Source organism: Shewanella sp. BJSY2023SW005, assembly GCF_047314585.1.
Lineage (GTDB): Bacteria > Pseudomonadota > Gammaproteobacteria > Enterobacterales > Shewanellaceae > Shewanella > Shewanella algae.
The window spans coordinates 1-20,573 of sequence record NZ_JBKORJ010000016.1; the positions used below are offsets into that span (position 1 = coordinate 1).

The 20,573-nt window shown below is 55.4% G+C and carries 19 protein-coding genes and 6 tRNA genes; 15 read left to right on the forward strand and 10 right to left on the reverse strand.

Annotation, left to right across the window (positions count from 1 at the left end; all coding sequences use genetic code 11):
* Positions 1-134: 134 nt before the first annotated feature.
* The 9 genes from ACMHXI_RS02990 to ACMHXI_RS03030 form a co-directional block, all read right to left on the reverse strand.
* Positions 135-209 (reverse strand) — tRNA-Gln (locus ACMHXI_RS02990).
* Between the two features lie 67 nt (positions 210-276).
* Positions 277-353 (reverse strand) — tRNA-Met (locus tag ACMHXI_RS02995).
* A gap of 25 nt (positions 354-378) precedes the next feature.
* A tRNA-Gln gene (locus ACMHXI_RS03000) sits at positions 379-453 on the reverse strand.
* 20 nt (positions 454-473) lie between these two features.
* Positions 474-548, reverse strand: a tRNA-Gln gene (locus ACMHXI_RS03005).
* Between the two features lie 35 nt (positions 549-583).
* Positions 584-668: transfer RNA gene (locus tag ACMHXI_RS03010), tRNA-Leu, on the reverse strand.
* Between the two features lie 32 nt (positions 669-700).
* A tRNA-Met gene (locus ACMHXI_RS03015) sits at positions 701-777 on the reverse strand.
* A 174-nt stretch (positions 778-951) separates the two neighbouring features.
* Positions 952-2,043 carry a redox-regulated ATPase YchF gene (ychF, locus tag ACMHXI_RS03020; protein ID WP_025011687.1) on the reverse strand — a complete coding sequence of 364 codons (1,092 nt, stop codon included), beginning with the start codon at positions 2,041-2,043 and terminating at the stop codon, positions 952-954.
* Between the two features lie 85 nt (positions 2,044-2,128).
* Entirely contained in the window at positions 2,129-2,716 is a 588-nt protein-coding gene (gene pth, locus ACMHXI_RS03025) for an aminoacyl-tRNA hydrolase (protein WP_025011686.1), read from the reverse strand.
* 189 nt (positions 2,717-2,905) lie between these two features.
* Positions 2,906-4,174, reverse strand: coding sequence for an FAD-dependent oxidoreductase (locus ACMHXI_RS03030; RefSeq protein ID WP_413733962.1), 1,269 nt, complete (start codon positions 4,172-4,174; stop codon positions 2,906-2,908).
* A 152-nt stretch (positions 4,175-4,326) separates the two neighbouring features.
* Here ACMHXI_RS03030 and ACMHXI_RS03035 point away from each other — a divergent pair, with 152 nt between their 5' ends.
* The 11 genes from ACMHXI_RS03035 (at position 4,327) to ACMHXI_RS03085 (ending at position 14,894) form a co-directional block, all read left to right on the forward strand.
* Positions 4,327-4,650 (forward strand): hypothetical protein, encoded by a 324-nt coding sequence (locus ACMHXI_RS03035; protein ID WP_335909062.1) that lies wholly within the window; start codon positions 4,327-4,329, stop codon positions 4,648-4,650.
* A 97-nt stretch (positions 4,651-4,747) separates the two neighbouring features.
* Positions 4,748-6,172 (forward strand): tRNA (N6-isopentenyl adenosine(37)-C2)-methylthiotransferase MiaB, encoded by a 1,425-nt coding sequence (gene miaB / locus ACMHXI_RS03040; protein WP_039035895.1) that lies wholly within the window; start codon positions 4,748-4,750, stop codon positions 6,170-6,172.
* A gap of 129 nt (positions 6,173-6,301) precedes the next feature.
* Complete coding sequence (locus ACMHXI_RS03045; protein WP_413733965.1) at positions 6,302-7,348, forward strand: PhoH family protein; 1,047 nt, start codon at positions 6,302-6,304, stop codon at positions 7,346-7,348.
* Positions 7,338-7,799: an rRNA maturation RNase YbeY gene (ybeY, locus tag ACMHXI_RS03050; RefSeq protein WP_045283889.1), complete on the forward strand. Its 462-nt coding sequence runs from the start codon at positions 7,338-7,340 to the stop codon at positions 7,797-7,799. The genes ACMHXI_RS03045 and ybeY overlap by 11 nt, the downstream gene beginning before the upstream one ends.
* A gap of 32 nt (positions 7,800-7,831) precedes the next feature.
* Positions 7,832-8,713 (forward strand): CNNM family magnesium/cobalt transport protein CorC, encoded by an 882-nt coding sequence (gene corC / locus ACMHXI_RS03055; protein WP_025011682.1) that lies wholly within the window; start codon positions 7,832-7,834, stop codon positions 8,711-8,713.
* Entirely contained in the window at positions 8,710-10,263 is a 1,554-nt protein-coding gene (lnt, locus tag ACMHXI_RS03060) for an apolipoprotein N-acyltransferase (RefSeq protein ID WP_413733967.1), read from the forward strand. Before corC ends, lnt begins: the two co-directional genes overlap by 4 nt.
* A 112-nt stretch (positions 10,264-10,375) precedes the next feature.
* Positions 10,376-11,095 (forward strand): thermostable hemolysin, encoded by a 720-nt coding sequence (locus tag ACMHXI_RS03065; protein WP_413733969.1) that lies wholly within the window; start codon positions 10,376-10,378, stop codon positions 11,093-11,095.
* Positions 11,092-12,723, forward strand: a complete 1,632-nt coding sequence (locus ACMHXI_RS03070; RefSeq protein ID WP_208185007.1) for an AMP-binding protein — start codon at positions 11,092-11,094, stop codon at positions 12,721-12,723. Before ACMHXI_RS03065 ends, ACMHXI_RS03070 begins: the two co-directional genes overlap by 4 nt.
* Complete coding sequence (locus ACMHXI_RS03075) at positions 12,723-13,394, forward strand: TenA family transcriptional regulator (RefSeq protein WP_208185008.1); 672 nt, start codon at positions 12,723-12,725, stop codon at positions 13,392-13,394. The genes ACMHXI_RS03070 and ACMHXI_RS03075 overlap by 1 nt, the downstream gene beginning before the upstream one ends.
* A 14-nt stretch (positions 13,395-13,408) precedes the next feature.
* A complete protein-coding gene (locus tag ACMHXI_RS03080; protein WP_208185009.1) occupies positions 13,409-14,254 on the forward strand; it encodes an SDR family oxidoreductase in 846 nt (281 codons plus the stop codon).
* On the forward strand, positions 14,241-14,894 hold the full coding sequence (locus ACMHXI_RS03085; RefSeq protein WP_208185010.1) for a tetratricopeptide repeat protein: 654 nt from the start codon (positions 14,241-14,243) through the stop codon (positions 14,892-14,894). The genes ACMHXI_RS03080 and ACMHXI_RS03085 overlap by 14 nt, the downstream gene beginning before the upstream one ends.
* Positions 14,895-15,057: 163 nt before the next feature.
* Here ACMHXI_RS03085 and ACMHXI_RS03090 read toward each other — a convergent pair whose 3' ends face one another.
* Positions 15,058-15,558 (reverse strand): zinc ribbon-containing protein, encoded by a 501-nt coding sequence (locus tag ACMHXI_RS03090; RefSeq protein WP_025011679.1) that lies wholly within the window; start codon positions 15,556-15,558, stop codon positions 15,058-15,060.
* Between the two features lie 122 nt (positions 15,559-15,680).
* Between ACMHXI_RS03090 and leuS the strand changes: the two genes are divergently transcribed.
* From leuS to nadD, 4 genes are read left to right on the forward strand one after another with little or no spacing between them, the layout of a single operon-like run.
* Positions 15,681-18,260: a leucine--tRNA ligase gene (gene leuS, locus ACMHXI_RS03095; RefSeq protein WP_208185011.1), complete on the forward strand. Its 2,580-nt coding sequence runs from the start codon at positions 15,681-15,683 to the stop codon at positions 18,258-18,260.
* Positions 18,261-18,277: 17 nt separating this feature from the next.
* Positions 18,278-18,787 (forward strand): LPS assembly lipoprotein LptE, encoded by a 510-nt coding sequence (lptE, locus tag ACMHXI_RS03100; RefSeq protein WP_025011678.1) that lies wholly within the window; start codon positions 18,278-18,280, stop codon positions 18,785-18,787.
* Positions 18,787-19,818, forward strand: a complete 1,032-nt coding sequence (gene holA / locus ACMHXI_RS03105) for a DNA polymerase III subunit delta (RefSeq protein ID WP_044735014.1) — start codon at positions 18,787-18,789, stop codon at positions 19,816-19,818. The genes lptE and holA overlap by 1 nt, the downstream gene beginning before the upstream one ends.
* 9 nt (positions 19,819-19,827) lie before the next feature.
* On the forward strand, positions 19,828-20,520 hold the full coding sequence (gene nadD / locus ACMHXI_RS03110; RefSeq protein ID WP_144165691.1) for a nicotinate-nucleotide adenylyltransferase: 693 nt from the start codon (positions 19,828-19,830) through the stop codon (positions 20,518-20,520).
* Positions 20,521-20,573 lie beyond the last annotated feature (53 nt).

Here is a 20,573-nt window from a genome sequence, read left to right on the forward strand (position 1 = left end):
TCAAACTGCTGAAGCGAATGGGCTATGGCTACCGGGATACCGAATACTTCTTTCTGAAAGTCAGAGAGGCGTTCCCCGGAGATCCGCGATGAACCACAAAAAAGCCCGTCTATGACGGGCTCTTTCGTTGAATATGGCTGGGGTACCAGGATTCGAACCTGGGAATGCCGGGATCAAAACCCGGTGCCTTACCGCTTGGCGATACCCCATCAGGGTCGGTATTAACCGATACGAATCTTAAGACTCGTGAAGACCAAGTTTGCTGCTAAAGAAACATGGTAGCTATGGCGGGACTTGAACCTGCGACCCCAGCATTATGAGTGCTGTGCTCTAACCAGCTGAGCTACATAGCCACTGTATTTTTTTCTTTAGCGTTTATGGCTGGGGTACCAGGATTCGAACCTGGGAATGCCGGGATCAAAACCCGGTGCCTTACCGCTTGGCGATACCCCAATATATAAACTTGGTAAAGATGGCTGGGGTACCAGGATTCGAACCTGGGAATGCCGGGATCAAAACCCGGTGCCTTACCGCTTGGCGATACCCCACCAATAATCAAAGCTAGTTCAATAAGAGACAAATATGGTACGGGAGGAGAGACTTGAACTCTCACACCTTGCGGCACCAGAACCTAAATCTGGCGTGTCTACCAATTTCACCACTCCCGCAGTGTCTCTTATTTTTAACATCCCAAGAAGGATGGTAGCTATGGCGGGACTTGAACCTGCGACCCCAGCATTATGAGTGCTGTGCTCTAACCAGCTGAGCTACATAGCCACGATAACTTTGTTGTTCCCCGTGCCGAGGAACGGGGCGTATTATGCTTATTCAGGTTATTCAGGTCAACAGCTTTTTTAGGCTAAATCCCGCCGCCCCAGCTGTTTGCCTATAAACCCATCAAACTGGGCAACAGATACGCAAATCCGTGTTCTATCGCCCATTTAGAGTCACTTATACGTTAAACAGGAAGTGCATCACGTCGCCGTCTTTGACGATATAGGTTTTCCCTTCCACCCGCAGCTTACCCGCTTCCTTACAACCGGCTTCGCCCTTGAACTGAACAAAGTCATCATAGGCCATAACCTGAGCCCGAATAAAGCCGCGCTCAAAGTCGGTGTGAATTTTACCGGCCGCCTGCGGTGCGGTAGAACCGACAGTCACAGTCCAGGCACGAACTTCTTTCACCCCGGCAGTAAAGTAGGTTTGCAGTGTCAGCAGTTCGTAACCGGCGCGGATCACCCGATCAAGCCCTGGCTCTTCCAGGCCCAGCTCTTCGAGGAACTCGCTGCGCTCTTCCTCATCCATTTCCGCCAGATCTGACTCGATAGCGGCGCACACAGGCACCACAACGGCATTTTCTTTTTCGGCAATGGCGCGCACTGTATCCAGATGCGGGTTATTGTCGAAGCCATCTTCAGAAACGTTGGCAATATACATGGTTGGCTTGAGCGTCAGCAGGTTCAGGTAAGCCACGGCTTCCAGCTCCTCTTTGCTCAAATCCAGGGTGCGCAGCATATGGCCTTCGTCCAGTACCGGCTTGAGTTTTTCCAGTACTTCGACTTCAAATTTGGCGTCTTTATCACCACCCTTGGCGCGCTTTTGCTGACGCAGTATGGCACGCTCAACACTGTCGAGATCCGCCAGTGCCAGTTCGGTATTGATCACTTCAATATCACCGGCCGGGTCAACCTTGTTGGCGACGTGAACAATATTGTCGTTCTCGAAGCAACGTACCACATGGCCGATAGCATCGGTTTCACGGATGTTGGCCAGGAACTTGTTACCCAGACCTTCGCCCTTGGATGCCCCGGCAACCAGACCGGCAATGTCCACAAACTCCATGGTGGTCGGCAGTACCCGCTCAGGCTTAACGATTTCAGCCAGGGCGTCCAGACGAGCATCCGGCACTGGCACCACACCAGTGTTGGGTTCTATGGTACAGAAGGGAAAGTTTGCCGCTTCGATGCCAGCCTTGGTTAACGCATTGAACAGAGTTGACTTACCGACGTTTGGCAGACCAACGATGCCGCATTTAAAACCCATGATGTTTACCTTTCTCTCTAATTTGAGCCCGGCGCACTCGGCCCCGGACAGGATAATGAAACAGGCGTCTGACGCCTGGATAATCTTAGACCGCTTTAAAGGAGTGCAGCCTGTGCATCGCCTTGGTCATATCCTCGGCAAAGAGGATATCTGTGGCGCGCACCGCTTCATCTACCGCGGCATCGATCAGCGACTGCTCAGTACTCGGCGCCTTGCCAAGCACATAGCCACTGACTTTATTCTTGTCTCCGGGATGACCTATGCCAATCCGCAGACGATAAAAATTCTTGTTATTGCCCAGCTTGGCAATAATGTCCTTGAGGCCGTTATGGCCGCCATGACCACCGCCAAGCTTGAACTTGGCCACACCCGGCGGCATGTCCAGCTCATCGTGGGCCACCAAAATCTCCTCCGGTTGAATACGGAAGAAGTTCGCCAATGCCGCCACCGACTTACCACTCAGGTTCATATAAGTGGAAGGGATCAGCAGGCGCACATCGCGGCCCTTGAGCGTAACTCTGGCAGTCAGGCCAAAATACTTGCTGTCGGCACTGAGCTGGGCACCGCAACCTCTGGCCAGCTCCTGCACATACCAGGCACCGGCATTATGGCGGGTCTGGGCATACTCGGCGCCGGGATTGGCCAGCCCGACGATAAGTTTAATCTCTGTCATCAGTCTCTATTCTGTTTATTCAACGAGAAGTTCTGCGAAGGCCAGAGGTGGCCAGGCAAATATTCACCGCACTTGAAGCTTGACCGTTACAGGCCAAAACCCGGCATAAAAGCCAATGAAAAATGCCGCATTCTTATAAAAACGCGGCATTTTAGCACTCTCTTGCGACAATCAACAAATCGACCGGGGTTATCTCAGCCCCAGCGCATACTTGAGCACTTGCTGCTTAACCGGAGTATTGATATCCGCCAGCTTGAGGCCGGCGTTACGCAGCAGTTTAAGTGGCAACAGATCGTTACTGAAACCGGCATAGAAGAGATCCATGCCTGTCATCATCAACTGATTGTCAAACCAGCGCTGCTTTTGGAACCCCTCAAGCACTGTGGCCTTTGACCAGTCTTCGCCCTTTTCCAGCGCCTGGGTGATTGTCGCTATCAAGGCTTCGACGTCTTTGAAGCCCAGGTTAACCCCCTGCCCCGCCAGCGGGTTAATGGTGTGAGCCGCGTCCCCCAGGATCACCAAGTTATCGCGATAGTATTGCTGCGCATGGCGCCGGGTCAGCGGAAAACTGCCCTTGGCCAACACTTCGAAGTGGGGATCGAGCCTATCGGGGAAGTGATTGATGATCGCCTGCTTCAGTTGGCTGTCGCTTAGCTGCATCAAACTGCGAATTTGTTTGGCATCGTCATACCAAACCAGGGACGCATTTTTGCCCGGCAATGGCAGCAAGGAACGCGGCCCTTGCGGAGTAAACTGTTGCCAGGTCACATCCTGCTCTTCGCACTCGGTGGCGATATTGATCAACATACAGGACTGGGAATAATCCCAACCGCTGATACCAATTCCGGCCCATTGGCGCACTCTGGAGTTGGCACCATCGGCCCCCACCAGCAAGCGGGCATCGAACACTCGACCATCGTCCAGGCTAACCTCGATGCCGGCACAGGAGCGCACCATGCGCCCGACCCGCGCCGGACAGCAGAGTGTCAGATTGGGGTAGTTGTCGAATTCCTGCCACAGTGCCAGCTGCACCAAACGGTTTTCCACTATGTGGCCCAGACGCTCGGCCTTAATCTGACTGGCATGAAAACGGGTTATGCAGCCTTCCATCTCCCAGGTTTCCAGGCCACGATAGGCCACATGGCGCATACCGAGCAGAGTATCGAATGCCCCCAAACGCTCGAGTAGTGCCTCCGATGCGGCGCTGATGGCCGAGACCCTGACATCCAGAGGTTGCGAGGCATCAAAGGCCTCGGGTTCAAAGGCCTCCACCAGCGCCACTTCCAGCCCGAGTTTGGCCAACCCCAGCGCCGTCGCCGCGCCCACCATACCGCCACCTATGATGACGATATCCTTGGTCTCATGTTGTTCTGTCACTATGCCTTTCCTGCTGTCTATCTTCTCTGCCGCCTTGGCCACAGAGTTGTGTTCAATGGTAACTGTTTTGGCTTCAATCATGAGCAAATGTTGCTGCCGGCCCTCCTGAAACACCTGCTTACAAGCCGACACACGAGTCTTGGCAACCATAGGCTAGCCTCAGTGTGTCCAAGCAGTATCTGTCATAGCCAACACCGCATTGGCGGTTATCGACATCAACAAGTGAGGATACCATGTGCAAACTTACCAACAGCCTGATAGCCGCAGCCCTTATCGTCCCGGCCGCCTTTACCTCTGGTCATATTCTGGCCGCCACCACGGCAGACCAGATGGAAGTGATAACTGTAACCTATCGCTCGTCGCTGAATTATGCCCTATATCAACAAATCACGGAAACCATGGCCGGCTTTCATATAGAGGTACTGGAGGATATCTATCTTCAGGCTCGCGCCGGTACCCAACAGATGGCTGAGCAGTTTTATCAACAGCAGGACATTCAGCTGGCCGATAATCGCTTACCCACACTTTTTAAAGGGGTACTACAGCCACCAGAGTAATTCTCAGTCCTGGCGTTCAAAAGCTGGTCAGCGGACTGAACAGCGGGTAAAATGGCGCGCTATTTTTTAAGTGGTTCCGAAGAGCGACGCAAAACTGATGAGTAAAAAACTCCATATTAAAACCTGGGGCTGTCAGATGAATGAGTACGACTCATCCAAGATGGCCGATCTGTTAAACGAATTTCAGGGCTACACCCTGACCGAAGAGGCTGATGAGGCAGATATTCTGCTGCTCAATACCTGTTCTATTCGTGAAAAAGCGCAGGAAAAGGTATTCCATCAGCTGGGCCGCTGGAAAACACTCAAAGACAAGAATCCTGAGCTGATCATTGGCGTGGGTGGTTGTGTGGCTTCGCAGGAAGGCAAGGCGATAAAAGAACGCGCCCAGTGCGTGGATATTATCTTCGGCCCCCAAACCCTGCACCGTCTGCCAGAGATGATCAACCAGGTTCGCAGCGGCGACCAGGCGGTGATTGACGTCAGCTTCCCTGAAATCGAGAAGTTCGACCGTCTGCCCGAGCCCCGCGCTGAAGGCCCCACCGCCTTTGTCTCCATCATGGAAGGCTGCAGCAAGTACTGCTCTTTCTGCGTGGTGCCCTACACCCGCGGTGAAGAAGTCAGCCGGCCACTGGATGACATCATCCTGGAAATCGCTCAACTGGCCGAGCAAGGGGTGCGTGAAGTCAACCTGCTGGGACAAAACGTTAACGCCTATCGCGGCCTGACCCATGATGACGAAATTTGCAGCTTTGCCGAGCTGCTGCGTTATGTGGCCGCCATCGACGGTATCGACCGCATCCGCTTTACCACCAGCCATCCGATAGAGTTCACCCAGGACATTATCGACGTCTATGAAGACACTCCTGAGCTGGTAAGCTTCCTGCACCTGCCGGTGCAATCAGGTTCAGACCGCATTCTGACCCAGATGAAGCGCGGCCATATGGCAATCGAGTACAAGTCAATCATTCGCCGTCTGCGCAAGGCGCGGCCGGATATTCAGATAAGTTCCGACTTTATCATCGGCTTCCCCGGCGAAACCAAAGAAGACTTTGCCGACACCATGAAGCTGATTGAAGAAGTGGGCTTTGACCACAGCTTCAGCTTTATCTACAGTGCCCGTCCCGGCACCCCGGCGGCCGACTTGCCGGATGATGTGGATATGGAAGAGAAAAAGCAGCGCCTGGCAATTCTGCAAGACAGAATCACCCAACAGGCGCAGCGCTACAGCCGCCAGATGCTGGGCACAGTGCAGCGTATTCTGGTGGAAGGCCCATCGGTCAAAAATCCCATGGAACTGCGCGGCCGCACCGAAAACAACCGGGTGGTCAACTTCGAAGGCCAGCCCAAGCATATAGGCAGCTTCGTGGACGTGGAAATCGTCGATGTCTACACCAACTCGCTGCGCGGCAAGTTTGTTCGCGGAGAAGATGAGATGGACTTGCGCAAGAGCCTGCGCCCCAGTGATATTCTGGCCAAGCATAATCAGGAAGACACCCTGGGCGTGACTCAGTTCACCCCGTAAGCGCCGAGACTTCCACGGCGGCCCGGCTCTTAGGACCCGGGCCGTTTTATTTTAGGCTCGATTTTCCGTTAGCATTTATGCCTTCACGCTCGTAAACTGATCAAAGATGACATCAACAGGAGTTTTTGTTTGTCTCACAAATTAACCACCATGAATCTGTATCTCGAACCGGCCGACAGTCGCCGTCTGGCGTCTCTGTGTGGTCCGTTCGATGACAATATCAAACAGCTCGAGCGCCGGGTGGGCGTCGAGATAAGCTACCGCAACAACCATTTTCAGATTGTCGGCCAGCCGCGTAACTGCCTCACCGCCAACAACCTGCTGAAACAGCTCTATGTCGAAACCGCGCCGGTAAAAGGCTCGACTCCGGATCTTGAGCCCGAGCAGGTGCATATCGCCATTCAGGAAGCCATTGCCCTGGAAGCCGACGACAGCGGTGCAGAACCCAAAGAGCACTATATCAAGACCCGCAAAGGGGTGATTAAGCCGCGCAATCCCAACCAGACCCAATATGTGGCCAACATAGTGCGCCATGACATCACCTTCGGCATAGGCCCCGCCGGTACCGGCAAGACCTATCTGGCTGTTGCCGCCGCCGTGGATGCGCTGGAACGTCAGGAGATCCGCCGCATTCTGCTAACCCGCCCTGCGGTGGAAGCCGGTGAGAAACTGGGCTTCCTGCCCGGCGATCTGAGCCAGAAGGTAGACCCTTACCTCAGGCCTCTGTATGACGCCCTGTTTGAGATGCTCGGGTTTGAGAAGGTCGAGCGACTGATAGAACGCAATGTTATCGAGGTCGCACCGCTGGCCTATATGCGTGGCCGCACCCTCAACGATGCCTTTATCATTCTCGATGAGAGCCAAAATACCACGGTGGAACAGATGAAGATGTTCCTCACCCGTATCGGCTTCAACTCCAAGGCGGTGATCACAGGTGACATTACCCAGATAGATCTGCCGCGCAACGCCAAGTCCGGCCTGCGCCACGCCATCGAAGTACTGAGCGAAGTGGAAGAGATCAGCTTCAACTTCTTCCAGGCCCAGGATGTGGTGCGCCACCCGGTAGTAGCCCGCATAGTGGAAGCGTATGAGGCACACGATCAGCGCCAGCAGGCGGCCAAGGCCCAACGCGACAGCCAATATCAACTGACAGAGGCCGGCGTCCATGAGTCTTGATCTGCTACTGGACCTGCAACTGGCCACAGAAGCGCAAAACCTGCCATCCCAGAGCGATTTCGAGCTCTGGGCCCGCACTGCCATAGGCAATAGTATGGAGCAGGCCGAGCTGACCATACGTCTGGTGGACAGCGAAGAGAGCCAGCAGTTGAACCGGGACTATCGCGGCAAAGACAAGCCCACCAATGTGCTGTCATTTCCGTTTGAAGCGCCACCTGGAATAACCCTGCCATTACTCGGGGATCTTGTCATTTGCGTTTCAGTCGTTGAAAATGAAGCCCGTGAACAGCATAAACCGCTACAGGCGCACTGGGCACATATGGTTGTGCACGGTTGCCTGCATCTGCTAGGTTATGATCACATTGAAGATGCCGAAGCCGAAGAAATGGAGTCGTTAGAGACCCAACTTATTGAAAGCTTAGGTTTTACTGACCCATACAAGGAGCAATAATTGCCAGGGTTCGCCCTGTCATGAAGAACACTATGAGTGACGATATCCCCCCGAGTACCAGCGCCCATAAGAAAGGCTGGTTTGACCGAGTAAGCCAGTTATTCCAGGGCGAACCTCAAAATCGCGAAGATCTGGTTGAGGTGATCCACGATGCCGAGCAGCGTGAGCTCATCACTGAAGATACCCGCGAGATGATAAAAGGTGTTTTAGAGGTATCTGATTTGCGCGTCAGGGACATAATGATCCCCAGAGCGCAGATTGTCGCCATCCAATTCAATGACTCTGTTGAGGAGCTGCTCAACACTGTCATCAACTCTGCTCATTCCCGCTTTCCTGTGGTCAATGAAGACAAAGACCATATCGAAGGCATACTGCTGGCCAAAGATCTGCTGAAGTACGGCTTCAACAACAGTGAAGAACCCTTCTCACTGGAAAAAGTGATCCGCCCGGCCGTTGTGGTGCCCGAGAGCAAGAGAGTGGATGTGCTGCTCAAAGAGTTCCGTTCCCAACGCTACCATATGGCAATTGTGGTCGATGAATACGGCGGTGTTTCCGGCCTGGTCACCATTGAAGATATTCTCGAAGAGATTGTCGGCGATATCGAAGATGAGTTCGATCACGACAACAGCGACGAGTCAGAGATCCGTAAAGCCGGTAACCGGGTTTACATGGTCAAGGCACTGACCGAGATTGAAGATTTCAACGAAACCTTCAACACCCATTTCAGTGATGAAGAGTTCGACACAGTCGGCGGCCTGGTGTCACACGCCTTCGGTCACCTGCCGGAGCGCAACGAGAAGATCGTCATCGACGGCATTGAATTTAAAGTCATCAGTGCCGATACCCGCCGTTTATTGCAACTCAGGGTGAAACTGCCCGATCCCAACGATACTGAAGACAGTAACGACCAGTGAAGTCCACATTAGCGGCGCTACAACGCCACCGCAAGCAGCGTCTGGTACTGGCCTTTTTGGCCGGTGCCAGTACGGCACTTTCCTTTGCCCCCTACGATCTCTGGCCCATCTACCCGCTGGCGCTGGCCTTTGGCCTTTGGCAAAGTGACAAGCTTTCCCCCAAGGCCAGTTTTGGCTATTGGCTCAGCTTTGGCTTTGGCGCCTTTGCCTTCGGGATCAGCTGGGTGCATGTCAGCATGGACAGATTCGGTGGCTTGCCGCTGATTGCTTCCATCGGCCTGATGGCCCTGTTGGCCCTCTATCTGGCCTTGTATCCGGCGCTGGCCGGTGCCCTGCTGGCCCGACTGGCGCCCAAGCGTCATAACTGGCAACTGCTGGGGCTGTTTCCGGCGCTCTGGACTCTGTGTGAATGGTTGCGGGGCTGGGTGCTCACCGGTTTTCCCTGGCTCTGGGGCGGCTATAGCCAAACCTCGGGCCCCTTGAAGCCACTGGCCTCAATGATAGGCACTTTGGGGCTCAGTTTTGTGGTGGCGCTGCTGGCAGCAAGCCTGGTACTGCTGCTCAAACGCCGCTGGCTCAGCCTGGTGGTGAGCTCGGCTCTACTTGCCCTGTTTGTATGGCAGGCGCCGCGATTTTCAACGGTTGAGCGTACCGGTGAGACCCTCAGCGTGGCGCTGGTGCAGGGCAATATCCCCCAGAGCATGAAGTGGCAGCCGGACGCGCTCTGGCCGACTATGCTCAAATATATGGATCTCTCCCGCCCGCATCTGGACAGAGACTTGGTGATCTGGCCCGAGGCGGCGATACCGGCCCCCGAAAGCATGGTGGCAGAGTTTCTCGACAACGCCAACAGGGTCGCCAATCTGCGGGATGCCGCCATCATCACAGGTATCATCAGCCAGCGAAATGGCGACTTCTACAACTCGCTGATCGTGCTGGGGAATCATCATCAGAAACAGCAGGAAAACGCCGACTATAGCGCAGCGGATGACAATCAGTTCCGCAAACATCACCTGCTGCCCATAGGCGAGTTTGTACCCATGGAGTCGCTGCTGCGGCCACTGGCGCCCTTTTTCAACCTGCCCATGTCCTCGTTTGCCAGAGGCAGTTATCAGCAAAACAATCTGACGGCGCTGGGCCACACCCTGGCACCGGCTATCTGTTATGAAATCGCTTTCCCCGAGCAACTCAGGGCCAACGTCGCCGAGGATACCCAGGTGTTGCTAACCGTCTCCAACGATGCCTGGTTCGGTGAGTCCAATGGCCCACTGCAACACATGGAGATAGCCCAGATGCGCTCGGCCGAGTTGGGCCGGCCTCTGCTGCGGGCCACCAACAATGGCGTCACCGCCGTGGTGGATGAGTTTGGCAATATCAGTGCCAAACTGCCGCAGTTCGTCGAGGGCGTACTCACGGCTGAAGTGCCGCTGGTCGAGGGCCGGACCCTGTTCAGCCGGGTCGGTCAATGGCCGGTACTCGGGCTGAGTGGCTTGCTGCTGCTTTTGGGGCTGTTGTATTGCCCCAAACGGCGAAAGAGCGATAAAAGCTAAAACCAACCAATTGATTTTTATCTAATTGATAAAATATTAATGGATACATAAGTATTTCTTAAGACTGCTTTTCTAGGCTCTGGATACTGGTTAACAGATCCGGAGTATCTCTATGGTCAAGCAGTTTCCCCTGTCTGCCCTGGAAAAGGACGCCCCAAGCTCTGCCAACCCACCTCATTCGCTTCCCGAGTGTCGCCTGTTCCATGAGCAGGCAGAGGGCCGCACTGAGGTCGAAGACTATATCGCCGCCAAGTACTTGCAGGTGCATGGTGCCAAGCTCAAGGAATTTTTGCCTTTCTTACTGCAGCTGAGCCTGAAGGGACAGCCTCAGGGTGCCTTCGGCCTCAGAGCCGGTTGTTACTACCCCTTGTTTCTGGAGCAATATCTCAAGGATCCCATAGAGCAGCAAGTGGCGCTGCTGACCAAACGCCCGGTGGACAGGGCTTCCTTGGTAGAGGTGGGCAATCTGGCCCTGACCAATAAGAGTTCAGGGCCACTGCTGCTGGTACTGCTTGCCGCCACTCTGGCCAGAGCCGGTTTCGAGTATATGGTCTTTACCGTCACAGAGCAGGTGGAAGCGCTGATGAAACTGCTGGGCTTTTCGCCCATGCTGCTCTGTAGCGCCGATCCTGAGCGACTGGAAGGTGACAGCGCCATTTGGGGCAATTACTACCGCAACAACCCCAGAGTCATGATTGGCGATCTGCGCCTAGCCCAAGAGGTGATAGAAACCAGTCCCCGCTTGAGACGACTGGCACAAAGGCACCAATCGGATATCAGCACCATGGCGGCCGAATTGGCTTATGCAAGAACCCGGGAGCCAAGCCTATGACTCCATCGCCTCAGTTAAACCAAGTCAATACCTCTGAGTCAGGCGCCGGAACAAACCTTGATTGGGATGTCCTGGGCAAACTCAACGGCGAAGATCAGGCCATTGCCCTTAGCGATGCTGGGCGGCAACTCAGCTACCTTGAACTGAAAACAGAAATCCGCCGCTATAGTGATTTCCTCAAACGCCTGAATATCCGCAGCCTGGCACTGCATGCCGGCAACAGTGTGCAGTGGGCGATACTGGATCTTGCCTGCCAGCAGGCGGGAGTTCTTTGCCTGCCCTTGCCGCTGTTTTTCTCCCAAGAGCAGTTGGCAAACTGCCTTGAACAAACCTCGGTTGAGCTGGTGCTAAGCGAAAGCCCACAAATCCAGCCTTGTTTGCCAAAGGGCTTCGCGCCTTACCAAGGGCTCGGTGAACTGGGCTGCAGTTTATACAGCTGGCATTTATACGGCAGACAGTTATACGACGAACAGCTATCTGACGGACAGCTCTGCAACGGGCATCCGGGCCAACAGAGCACTTGCGCCGAGAAAACGGCGGCTTTTCCACAAGTCCCTCAGGGCACCGCCAAAATCACCTTTACCTCAGGCTCTACCGGTAACCCCAAGGGGGTGTGTCTCAGCAGCGAGCATCAATGGCGGGTGGCCGAATCGCTTGCAAAAGTCACGGCCCTGCCCAGCCCCAGGCATCTTTGTCTGTTGCCCTTGAGCACCTTGCTGGAAAACATCGCCGGTATCTACAGCCCCTTGCTGTGCGGCGGCACTGTGCTGCTGCCCTCGGATAAAGCGCGCGGCATGCACGGCAGCTCAAGACTCGACAGCCGGGCGCTGCTGCAGACCATAAGCCGAGCGCAGCCGAGCAGCATGATCCTCATTCCTCAGTTACTGACACTGCTGGTCGGTGCCTGCGAGCAAGGTTGGCAAGCGCCAAACTCACTGCGCTTTGTCGCCGTCGGTGGCGGCAAGGTGGCCCCCGAGTTGCTGCTGCGGGCCAGGGAGCTTGGATTGCCGGTTTATGAGGGTTACGGCCTGTCGGAATGTGGCTCTGTCGTGGCGCTCAACACCCCGGATAAAGACACTCCCGGCTTTGCCGGCACTGTGTTGCCTCACTGCAAAGTCACCATTCGCGGCGGCGAAATCCATGTCGGCGGCGCCAGTCACCTAGGGTATCTCGGCCAACCCGAGACTTGGGGCCAGGGAGAAATCGCCACCGGCGACCTTGGCCAACTCGATAAAGGTGTGCTCGCCATTAACGGGCGCCGCAAGCATCTGCTTATCAGCTCCTTTGGCCGCAATATCAGCCCTGAGTGGGTGGAGTCGGCGCTGATGGCCAAACCGCTGCTGAGTCAGTGTATGGTCTTTGGCGACGCCAAACCCTGGCTCAGCGCGCTACTGTGCGCTCCGCTCCAAGTCAGCAATGAACAGCTCCAGGCCTGGCTGGATGCGGTCAATGCCACACTGCCCGACTACGCCAGGATCAAACGCTGGATAAGACTGAATGAAACCGAGCTCAAGCCTCACACCACAGCCAATGGCAGGGTCAAGCGCGCCTCACTGCTGAGCGCCCTGGCCGCTCAAATAGAACAGCTCTATCTATCTGAAACCCCATATCTTGAGGGAGCCCTATAATGAATTTCTACGACCAATTACAACAAGCAACCCAGAGCGGCCGTGAGTATCTGCTGGCCAGTCCTATCATAGGCAAATGCCTGCAAGGAGAGATAAGCCTGGAGGAATATGTCGCCTTCCTGCACCAGGCCTATCACCATGTGAAGCACACTTCGCCGCTGCTCATGGCCACAGGCGCCAGACTGCCGGAAAGCAAGGAATGGCTCAGGGTGGCGGTGGCCGAGTATATCGAAGAGGAGCAAGGCCACCAGGAGTGGATCCTAAATGACATAGCCGCCTGCGGTTTTGACAAGGAAAAAGCCAGACGCAGCACGCCGCTGTTTGCCACCGAGGTCATGGTGGCTTACGCCTACGACATGGTGCATCGGGTAAGTCCGCTGGGCTTTTTCGGCATGGTCAATGTACTGGAAGGCACCAGCATTAATCTGGCGCTGCTGGCGGCCGAAAAAGTGCAATCGCGCCTGGGGCTGCCGGATTCAGCCTTCAGTTATCTCAAGTCTCACGGCGAGCTGGACAAGCAACATATCCATTTCTTTGAGGGGCTGATGAACCGGATTGAGGATCGCGATGAACAGGCCTTGATCATTCACGCCGCCAACAATTTCTACCGCCTCTACGGCAACATCTTCCGCGAGCTGGCACCGGCCCAGGCCTTGGCGCTGGCCTCCTGAAAACGGTGACCAATATGGAACTCAAGTATCTGAATGTCATCATCACGGGCGCCAGTGGCGGCATCGGCAGCTCCATCGCCAGGGCGCTGGCCGCCAAAGGCGCCAGACTGCTGCTCTGCGGCCGGGATCAAGCCAAGCTCGATGCCCTGAAACAGAGCCTTGCCGGGGAGCATCACACCTTAAGTGCCGATCTGACCAGCAGTGGCGGTCAGTGTCAGCTGCGCCAGGCCGCCGGGGTGTTCAGCTCCAAGGTGTTGATCAACTGCCTCGGAGTCAATCAACTCAGCATGTTGGAAGCCAGCGACACCTGTGATACCCGCGCCATGATGGCGGTGAACCTGGAGGCGCCCATCAACTGTTGCCGCACCCTGCTGCCCTTGCTCAAACGTCAGTCCGAGGCCGCCATCATCAATGTCGGTTCCATTCTCGGCAGCATAGGCTACCCGGGTTCCAGTCTTTACTGCGCCAGCAAGTTTGGCCTCAGAGGCTTTACCGAAGCACTGGAGCGGGAGTTGGCCGACAGCAAGATTAAGGTGCTCTATTTCGCCCCCAGAGCTACGGATACCGAACTCAACACAGAATCGATGCGCCGGCTCAATTCGGCGCTCGGCAACCGTCAGGACAGCCCTGAGTGGGTGGCCGACATCCTCTGCCGGGATCTGGCCGATAATCGCCGGGGCCGCCGCTTTATCGGTTGGCCGGAAAAGCTGTTTGTGCGGATAAACGCCCTGCTGCCCGGCCTGGTTAACAATGATACCCGCAAGAAACTGCCACTTATCCGCCAGTTTTGCCAAAGGGCCATGCCAATACAAGACACGGCCAACCCCATCACCGAAGGAGATAAACATGAAGCCATTTAAACTCTTGTGCCTGAGCGCAGCGCTGCTGGTGAGTCCTTCGCTCTGGGCCGATGACGCAAGCGATCTGGCCGTCAAACAGTTGCAACACGACTGGGCTATCAACAACTATCAACTCAGCGGCGACGAGCAGGAAAAAGCCTTTGTCAAACTGCTGAAGCTTGCGGATGAGTCGGTGCAATCCCACCCTCAAAGTACAGGCGTGCGCATCTGGCACGGGATTATCAACTCTACCTATGCCGGGGTCAGCGGCGGCCTCGGTGCCCTCAAATATGCCAAGCTGGCTCGCAGTGACTTTGAGCAGGCGCTTAAGCAAGATCCCACCGCGCTCAAGGGCTCGGCCTATACCAGTCTCGGGGTGCTTTACTACAAGGTGCCCGGCTGGCCGCTGGGCTTTGGGGACGATGACAAGGCTGAGGAGTTGCTGAAACAGGCGTTGGAGCTCAACCCCGATGGCATAGACAGCAACTACTTCTACGGCGACTTCCTGCTGGAAGAGGACAGGTATGACGAAGCCCTGCCTTTCCTGCAAAAGGCGCTCGAAGCCGCCCCAAGGCCAGGGCGCGAGCTGGCAGATGCGGGTCGCAAGCAGGAAATCAAGGCAGCAATTGCCAAAATCGCCGCCTATCGCGATAACAGTTGATCAAAACCTGTGTTGAGAAGCGGCACATCTGCAGCCAAAACCTACCAGTCTCAAACAGTATAAACAGCATAGAAAACGCAGGCCGGAGCCTGCGTTTTTATGTCTGTGCGTTTGAGGGTTTTCCCTTGAGTTCCAAGCCATTGAAAGCCTGAATATCTATGATTCAGGGCGCCAGCGCTTCACGGGTAAATTCCGAGTGGTCACACTCGGGGCAATCTGGAATGATGCCTGGGAACTCGAAGTCCATCTCATGACCGCAGTTACTGCAGACCATTTTGCCCTGACTGACGATATCGCCGCTCTGATAATAACCATGGTGTTTAAACTCATGGGCCAGTTCGTGCCACTCCACCTGGCTGCGGTCACTGATTTCGCCCAGCCAATGCCAGAGGGTGTTTTCCAGTGTCAACATAGTGGGGCTGTAACTGATGTCATCTTCCGTTTGGCTCTGGATATAACTGGCGATATCCCGCTTGAGGAACTCCTCGACCAGAGACAGCTCGGCCTCACCGGCCTGCTGCTTGATGGCCAAATACTCTTTCCCTTCCTTGATAGAGTTAAATAAGCTCTTAACTGTCAATGAGTTATCTTGGTTATACTGTTGTTTGACTCTGTCAATCAAGGCCTGATACAGCGCCAGTAACTCCGTACTTCTCTCACTCATGGCCAATACTCCTTTAAGACGAACCTTTCTTAATGACTCACTTCTGGTTTATTCTATGCAGATCTAAACGGCGCAGTATAGCGCGCATGTCAAAATAATGGGCGGCATTGCCGAAAAACCTGATGCAAGAGCAATATAATCCCTCAGAAATCGAAGCCAAAGTGCAAACGCACTGGGCAGAAAAGAAAACTTTTGAAGTCACCGAAGATCCGAGTAAAGAGAAGTTCTACTGCCTCTCTATGTTCCCCTATCCTTCAGGTCGGCTGCATATGGGACACGTGCGTAACTACACCATAGGTGACGTAGTTTCCCGTTTCCAGCGTCTGCAGGGTAAAAATGTGCTTCAGCCCATCGGCTGGGATGCCTTCGGTCTGCCGGCAGAAAATGCCGCGATCAAGAACGCCACTGCGCCGGCGCCTTGGACCTATGAAAACATAGATTACATGAAGAACCAGCTGAAAATGCTGGGTTTCGGCTACGACTGGAGCCGTGAGATTGCCACCTGTACCCCGGAATACTATCGCTGGGAACAGTGGTTCTTCACCAAACTGTATGAAAAAGGCTTGGTGTACAAGAAAACAGCTTCAGTCAACTGGTGCCCCAATGACCAGACTGTACTGGCCAACGAGCAAGTTATCGATGGTTGCTGCTGGCGCTGCGACACTGTGGTTGAGCAGAAAGAGATCCCTCAGTGGTTTATCAAGATCACTCAGTACGCCGAAGAGCTGCTGAACGATATCGATACCCTCGAAGGTTGGCCTGAGCAGGTCAAGACCATGCAGCGTAACTGGATTGGTCGTTCCGAAGGGGTCGAGATGACCTTCAAGGTGGCCGGTTCCGACGATAGCTTCGATATCTACACCACACGTCCGGATACAGTGATGGGCGTGACCTATGTGGCCATTGCCGCCGGTCACCCGTTGGCCGAGAAAGCCGCCGCCAACAACCCGGCGCTGGCAGCCTTTGTTGAAGAGTGCAAGCAGAGCACCGCCTCCGAGGCCGAGCTGGCCACCATGGAGAAGAAAGGTGTCGATACCGGCCTCAAGGCGGTCCACCCGCTGACAGGCGAAGAAGTCCCGGTTTGGGCCGCCAACTTTGTCCTGATGAACTATGGTACCGGCGCCGTGATGTCGGTTCCCGGCCACGACCAGCGTGACTATGAGTTCGCCACCAAGTATGGCCTTGCCATCAAGGGCGTGATTAAGCCTGCCGACGGCGAGCTGGATATCTCTGAAGCCGCTTACACTGAAAAAGGCATACTGTTCAACTCAGGTGAGTTCGATGGTCTGGACTTTGAAGCCGCCTTCAACGCCATCGCCGACAAGCTGAGTGCCGAAGGCAAAGGCAAGCGCCAGGTTAATTTCCGTCTGCGCGACTGGGGCGTCAGCCGCCAGCGCTACTGGGGCGCACCTATCCCTATGGTGACTCTGGAAGACGGCACTGTGATGCCTACGCCGGAAGAACAACTGCCGGTCATTCTGCCGGAAGATGTGGTCATGGATGGGGTCCAAAGCCCAATCAAGGCCGATAAAGAGTGGGCCAAAACCACAGTCAACGGCCAAAATGCCCTGCGCGAAACCGACACCTTCGACACCTTTATGGAGTCCAGCTGGTACTATGCCCGCTACTGCTCGCCCAAGGCAGATCAGATGCTGGATCCAGCCAAGGCCGACTACTGGCTGCCAGTAGATCAATACATAGGCGGTATCGAACACGCCTGTATGCACCTGTTGTACTTCCGTTTCTTCCACAAACTGCTGCGTGATGCCGGTTTGGTTAACTCCAACGAACCTGCCAAGCGTCTGTTGACTCAAGGCATGGTACTGGCCGATGCCTTCTACTACAGCAACGAGAAAGGCGCCCGCGTTTGGGTATCGCCACTGGAAGTGACTGTGGTTGAGAAAGACGACAAGGGTCGGATCCTCAAGGCGGTGGACAATGAAGGCCATGAGCTGACTTACACCGGCATGAGCAAGATGTCCAAGTCGAAGAACAACGGCATCGATCCGCAAGTGATGGTGGAGAAGTACGGCGCCGATACTGTGCGACTGTTCATGATGTTTGCCTCACCACCGGAGCTGACACTGGAATGGCAGGAGTCCGGCGTAGAAGGTGCCCACCGCTTTATTAAGCGTCTGTGGAAACTGGCCCATGACCATATCGCCAAAGGCGCGGCTCCAGCGCTGGATATCGCGGCACTGACCGGCGAGCAGAAAGCACTGCGCCGCGAACTGCACAAGACCATAGCCAAGGTGACCGACGATATCGGCCGCCGCCAGATGTTCAACACCGCCATTGCCGCCGTGATGGAACTGATGAACGCGCTGCAGAAGGCTCCGCAGGAAACCGAGCAGGACAGAGCCCTGATGGCCGAAGCCCTGTCTGCCGTGGTGCGTCTCTTGTACCCCATCACCCCACACCTGAGCTTCAACCTGTGGCAGGAGCTGGGCATGGAAGGCGATATCGAGTCAGCCAGCTGGCCTGAAACCGACGAATCTGCACTGGTCGAAGACAGCAAGCTGATCGTGGTGCAGGTCAACGGTAAGCTCAGAGCCAAGATCACTGTGGCGGCCGATGCTGCCAAGGAAGAGGTCGAAGCCCTGGGTCTGGCCGATGAACAGGTGATCAAGCACACCGAAGGCAAGACCATCCGCAAGGTGATCTATGTTCCCGGTAAACTGCTGAACATAGTCGCCAACTGAGAAAAAACAGGACATCCATGCTGAAACTATCTTTAAGCGTGAAGCAGTTGATGTTCGCCCTGCTGGCACTGGTCGTTATGACCAGTGCCGGTTGCGGCTTTCAACTTCAGGGAAGTTATTCCATTCCGCCCGAGCTCAGCAAGCTGAGCCTGGAGAGCAGCGACAAATACAGCGAGCTGAGCCGCCTGGTGCGTGAACGCCTGCGTCTCAACAATGTCGGCATAGAGGAACCCGCCAAGGGCATTCCCCGGCTGGTACTGCTGAGCGACACTCTGGAGCGCTCAACCTTATCGCTCTACCCCACAGGCAACGTCGCCGAATATGAACTCATCTACCATGTGCGCTTTGCCGTGTCTCTGCCGGGCAAGGAAGCACAACCTTTCGATGTGGAAATCCGCCGCGATTATCTCGACGACCCCCGCACCGCCTTGGCCAAGAGCCGGGAGATGGAGTTGCTGGTCAAAGAGATGCGCATTCAGGCCGCCGATAACATCATCCAGACTCTGGCCGCCATCGAGGTGAACTGATGCGGGTCTATCCGGATCAGTTACACCGGCAGTTGTCGCCGCTGAAATCCTGCTATCTGCTGCTGGGCGACGATCCCTATCTGCTGGACAGCAGCAAGCGGCAAATCCTGGCTGCCGCCCGCAGCCAAGGCTTTGAAGAAAGGTTGCAACTGACTCAGGAAGCCAACTTCAACTGGCAGGATCTCGCCAACGAATGGCACGCCATGAGCCTGTTTGCCAGTCGCAGAATCATAGAGCTCAACCTGCCCCAGGCCAAGCCGGGTGCAGATGGCGGCGCCATGCTGCAAAGCCTTATTGCCGAACAAAACCCGGATATAGTGTTGATCATCGACGGCCCCAAGCTTGGCCGCGATCAGCAAAACAGCAAGTGGTTCAAAGCCCTGGACAGCCAGGGGCTTTATGTTCCTTGCGCCACACCCGAAGGGGCTCAGTTCCAGCGCTGGCTCGACGGCCGTATTCAATACTATCGGCTCAATCTCAAAAACGATGCCAGAGCCATGCTGTATGCCCTCTACGAAGGCAATCTGCTGGCGGCCGATCAGGCGATGCAACTGCTGCAACTGCTGGCCGGTGCCCGTCCTGTGGACAGCGAAGAGCTGAGCCGCTACTTCGAAGATCAATCCCGCTTCAGCGTGTTCCAATTGACCGATGCCCTGCTGGCTAACCAACAGGATAAGGCTCAACATATCCTCGCCCAGCTCAAGGCCGAAGAAACCGCCATGCCCATTATACATTGGGCGCTGCAAAAGGAGCTGACCTTGCTGCTGACGCTGCAATCGGCCCGCAGTCAGGGCGAGAGCCTCAATAGCCTGTTCGGCAAGCATAGGATTTGGGACAAGCGCAAGCCGCTTTATCAGGGCGCCCTCACCCGGCTGAGCCTGGAAGCCATAGAGTCCATGCTGGCTATCGCCTCCAAGCTGGAGCTGGCACTGAAACAGCAAGGCCAGGAAAACTGGACCGGCCTTTCCCATCTGTGTTTGCTGTTCGATCCCAAGGCGGCACGCCACCTTGGCCATATTGAGTTCGACTGAGGAGGCAGGATGCGTATCGGGCTGATGGGCGGTACTTTCGACCCAGTTCACTATGGTCACCTCAAACCCGCGGCCGAAGTCAAAGCCCGGCTAGAGCTGGATAAGCTCTGGTTGCTGCCGAACCATATTCCGCCGCACAAGACCAAGGCCACCGCCAGCAGCGAGCAGCGCCTGGCCATGCTTAAACTGGCCTGCGACGAGTTCCCCGATATGGACATTTGCGATATCGAGCTCAAGCGCAATGCCCCCTCCTATAGCGTCGCGACGCTGGAAGCGCTGCAGCAAGCTTTCCCTGGCGCCGAATTTCAATTCATCATGGGTACAGATTCCTTGCTGTCACTGCCGAGCTGGCATCAATGGCAGCGGCTGTTTTCCCTGTGTAACTTGGTGGTTTGCAAGCGCCCGGACTGGAACCTACCAAAGGACGCCGAAATCCAAACCGAACTGGCCCAAAGAGGCTGCTCGGTCACCCAGGCCTTGGCGGCAAGAGTCTGTGACGATGCAAATGGCAATAGCAGTAGCGGTGGCATTGAAAAAGCACAATACGGCAAAATCATCAGCCTCTCGGTCAAGCCGCAGCCCTTTTCCTCCACGGCTATTCGCCGCGCCATCGCCGCCGGTGACATTAATGCCTGCCGCGCCGCCATGCCCAAAGCCGTGCTCGAGTATATAGTTGCAAACCGCCTCTATCTTGGCGGTTAACTGCGGTGGATGGGCGATAAATGCTATGGGACTTGCCCGCCAGCGCTGATATA

Excerpts from the sequence above, each read along its gene's own strand:
- ychF (WP_025011687.1), bottom strand. The coding sequence starts at position 2,043 with ATGGGTTTTAAATGCGGCATCGTTGGTCTGCCAAACGTCGGTAAGTCA.
- pth (WP_025011686.1), bottom strand. The coding sequence starts at position 2,716 with ATGACAGAGATTAAACTTATCGTCGGGCTGGCCAATCCCGGCGCCGAG.
- ACMHXI_RS03030 (WP_413733962.1), bottom strand. The coding sequence starts at position 4,174 with ATGATTGAAGCCAAAACAGTTACCATTGAACACAACTCTGTGGCCAAG.
- ACMHXI_RS03035 (WP_335909062.1), top strand. The coding sequence starts at position 4,327 with ATGTGCAAACTTACCAACAGCCTGATAGCCGCAGCCCTTATCGTCCCG.
- miaB (WP_039035895.1), top strand. The coding sequence starts at position 4,748 with ATGAGTAAAAAACTCCATATTAAAACCTGGGGCTGTCAGATGAATGAG.
- ybeY (WP_045283889.1), top strand. The coding sequence starts at position 7,338 with ATGAGTCTTGATCTGCTACTGGACCTGCAACTGGCCACAGAAGCGCAA.
- corC (WP_025011682.1), top strand. The coding sequence starts at position 7,832 with ATGAGTGACGATATCCCCCCGAGTACCAGCGCCCATAAGAAAGGCTGG.
- ACMHXI_RS03065 (WP_413733969.1), top strand. The coding sequence starts at position 10,376 with ATGGTCAAGCAGTTTCCCCTGTCTGCCCTGGAAAAGGACGCCCCAAGC.
- ACMHXI_RS03070 (WP_208185007.1), top strand. The coding sequence starts at position 11,092 with ATGACTCCATCGCCTCAGTTAAACCAAGTCAATACCTCTGAGTCAGGC.
- ACMHXI_RS03075 (WP_208185008.1), top strand. The coding sequence starts at position 12,723 with ATGAATTTCTACGACCAATTACAACAAGCAACCCAGAGCGGCCGTGAG.
- ACMHXI_RS03080 (WP_208185009.1), top strand. The coding sequence starts at position 13,409 with ATGGAACTCAAGTATCTGAATGTCATCATCACGGGCGCCAGTGGCGGC.
- ACMHXI_RS03085 (WP_208185010.1), top strand. The coding sequence starts at position 14,241 with ATGAAGCCATTTAAACTCTTGTGCCTGAGCGCAGCGCTGCTGGTGAGT.
- ACMHXI_RS03090 (WP_025011679.1), bottom strand. The coding sequence starts at position 15,558 with ATGAGTGAGAGAAGTACGGAGTTACTGGCGCTGTATCAGGCCTTGATT.
- leuS (WP_208185011.1), top strand. The coding sequence starts at position 15,681 with ATGCAAGAGCAATATAATCCCTCAGAAATCGAAGCCAAAGTGCAAACG.
- lptE (WP_025011678.1), top strand. The coding sequence starts at position 18,278 with ATGCTGAAACTATCTTTAAGCGTGAAGCAGTTGATGTTCGCCCTGCTG.
- holA (WP_044735014.1), top strand. The coding sequence starts at position 18,787 with ATGCGGGTCTATCCGGATCAGTTACACCGGCAGTTGTCGCCGCTGAAA.
- nadD (WP_144165691.1), top strand. The coding sequence starts at position 19,828 with ATGCGTATCGGGCTGATGGGCGGTACTTTCGACCCAGTTCACTATGGT.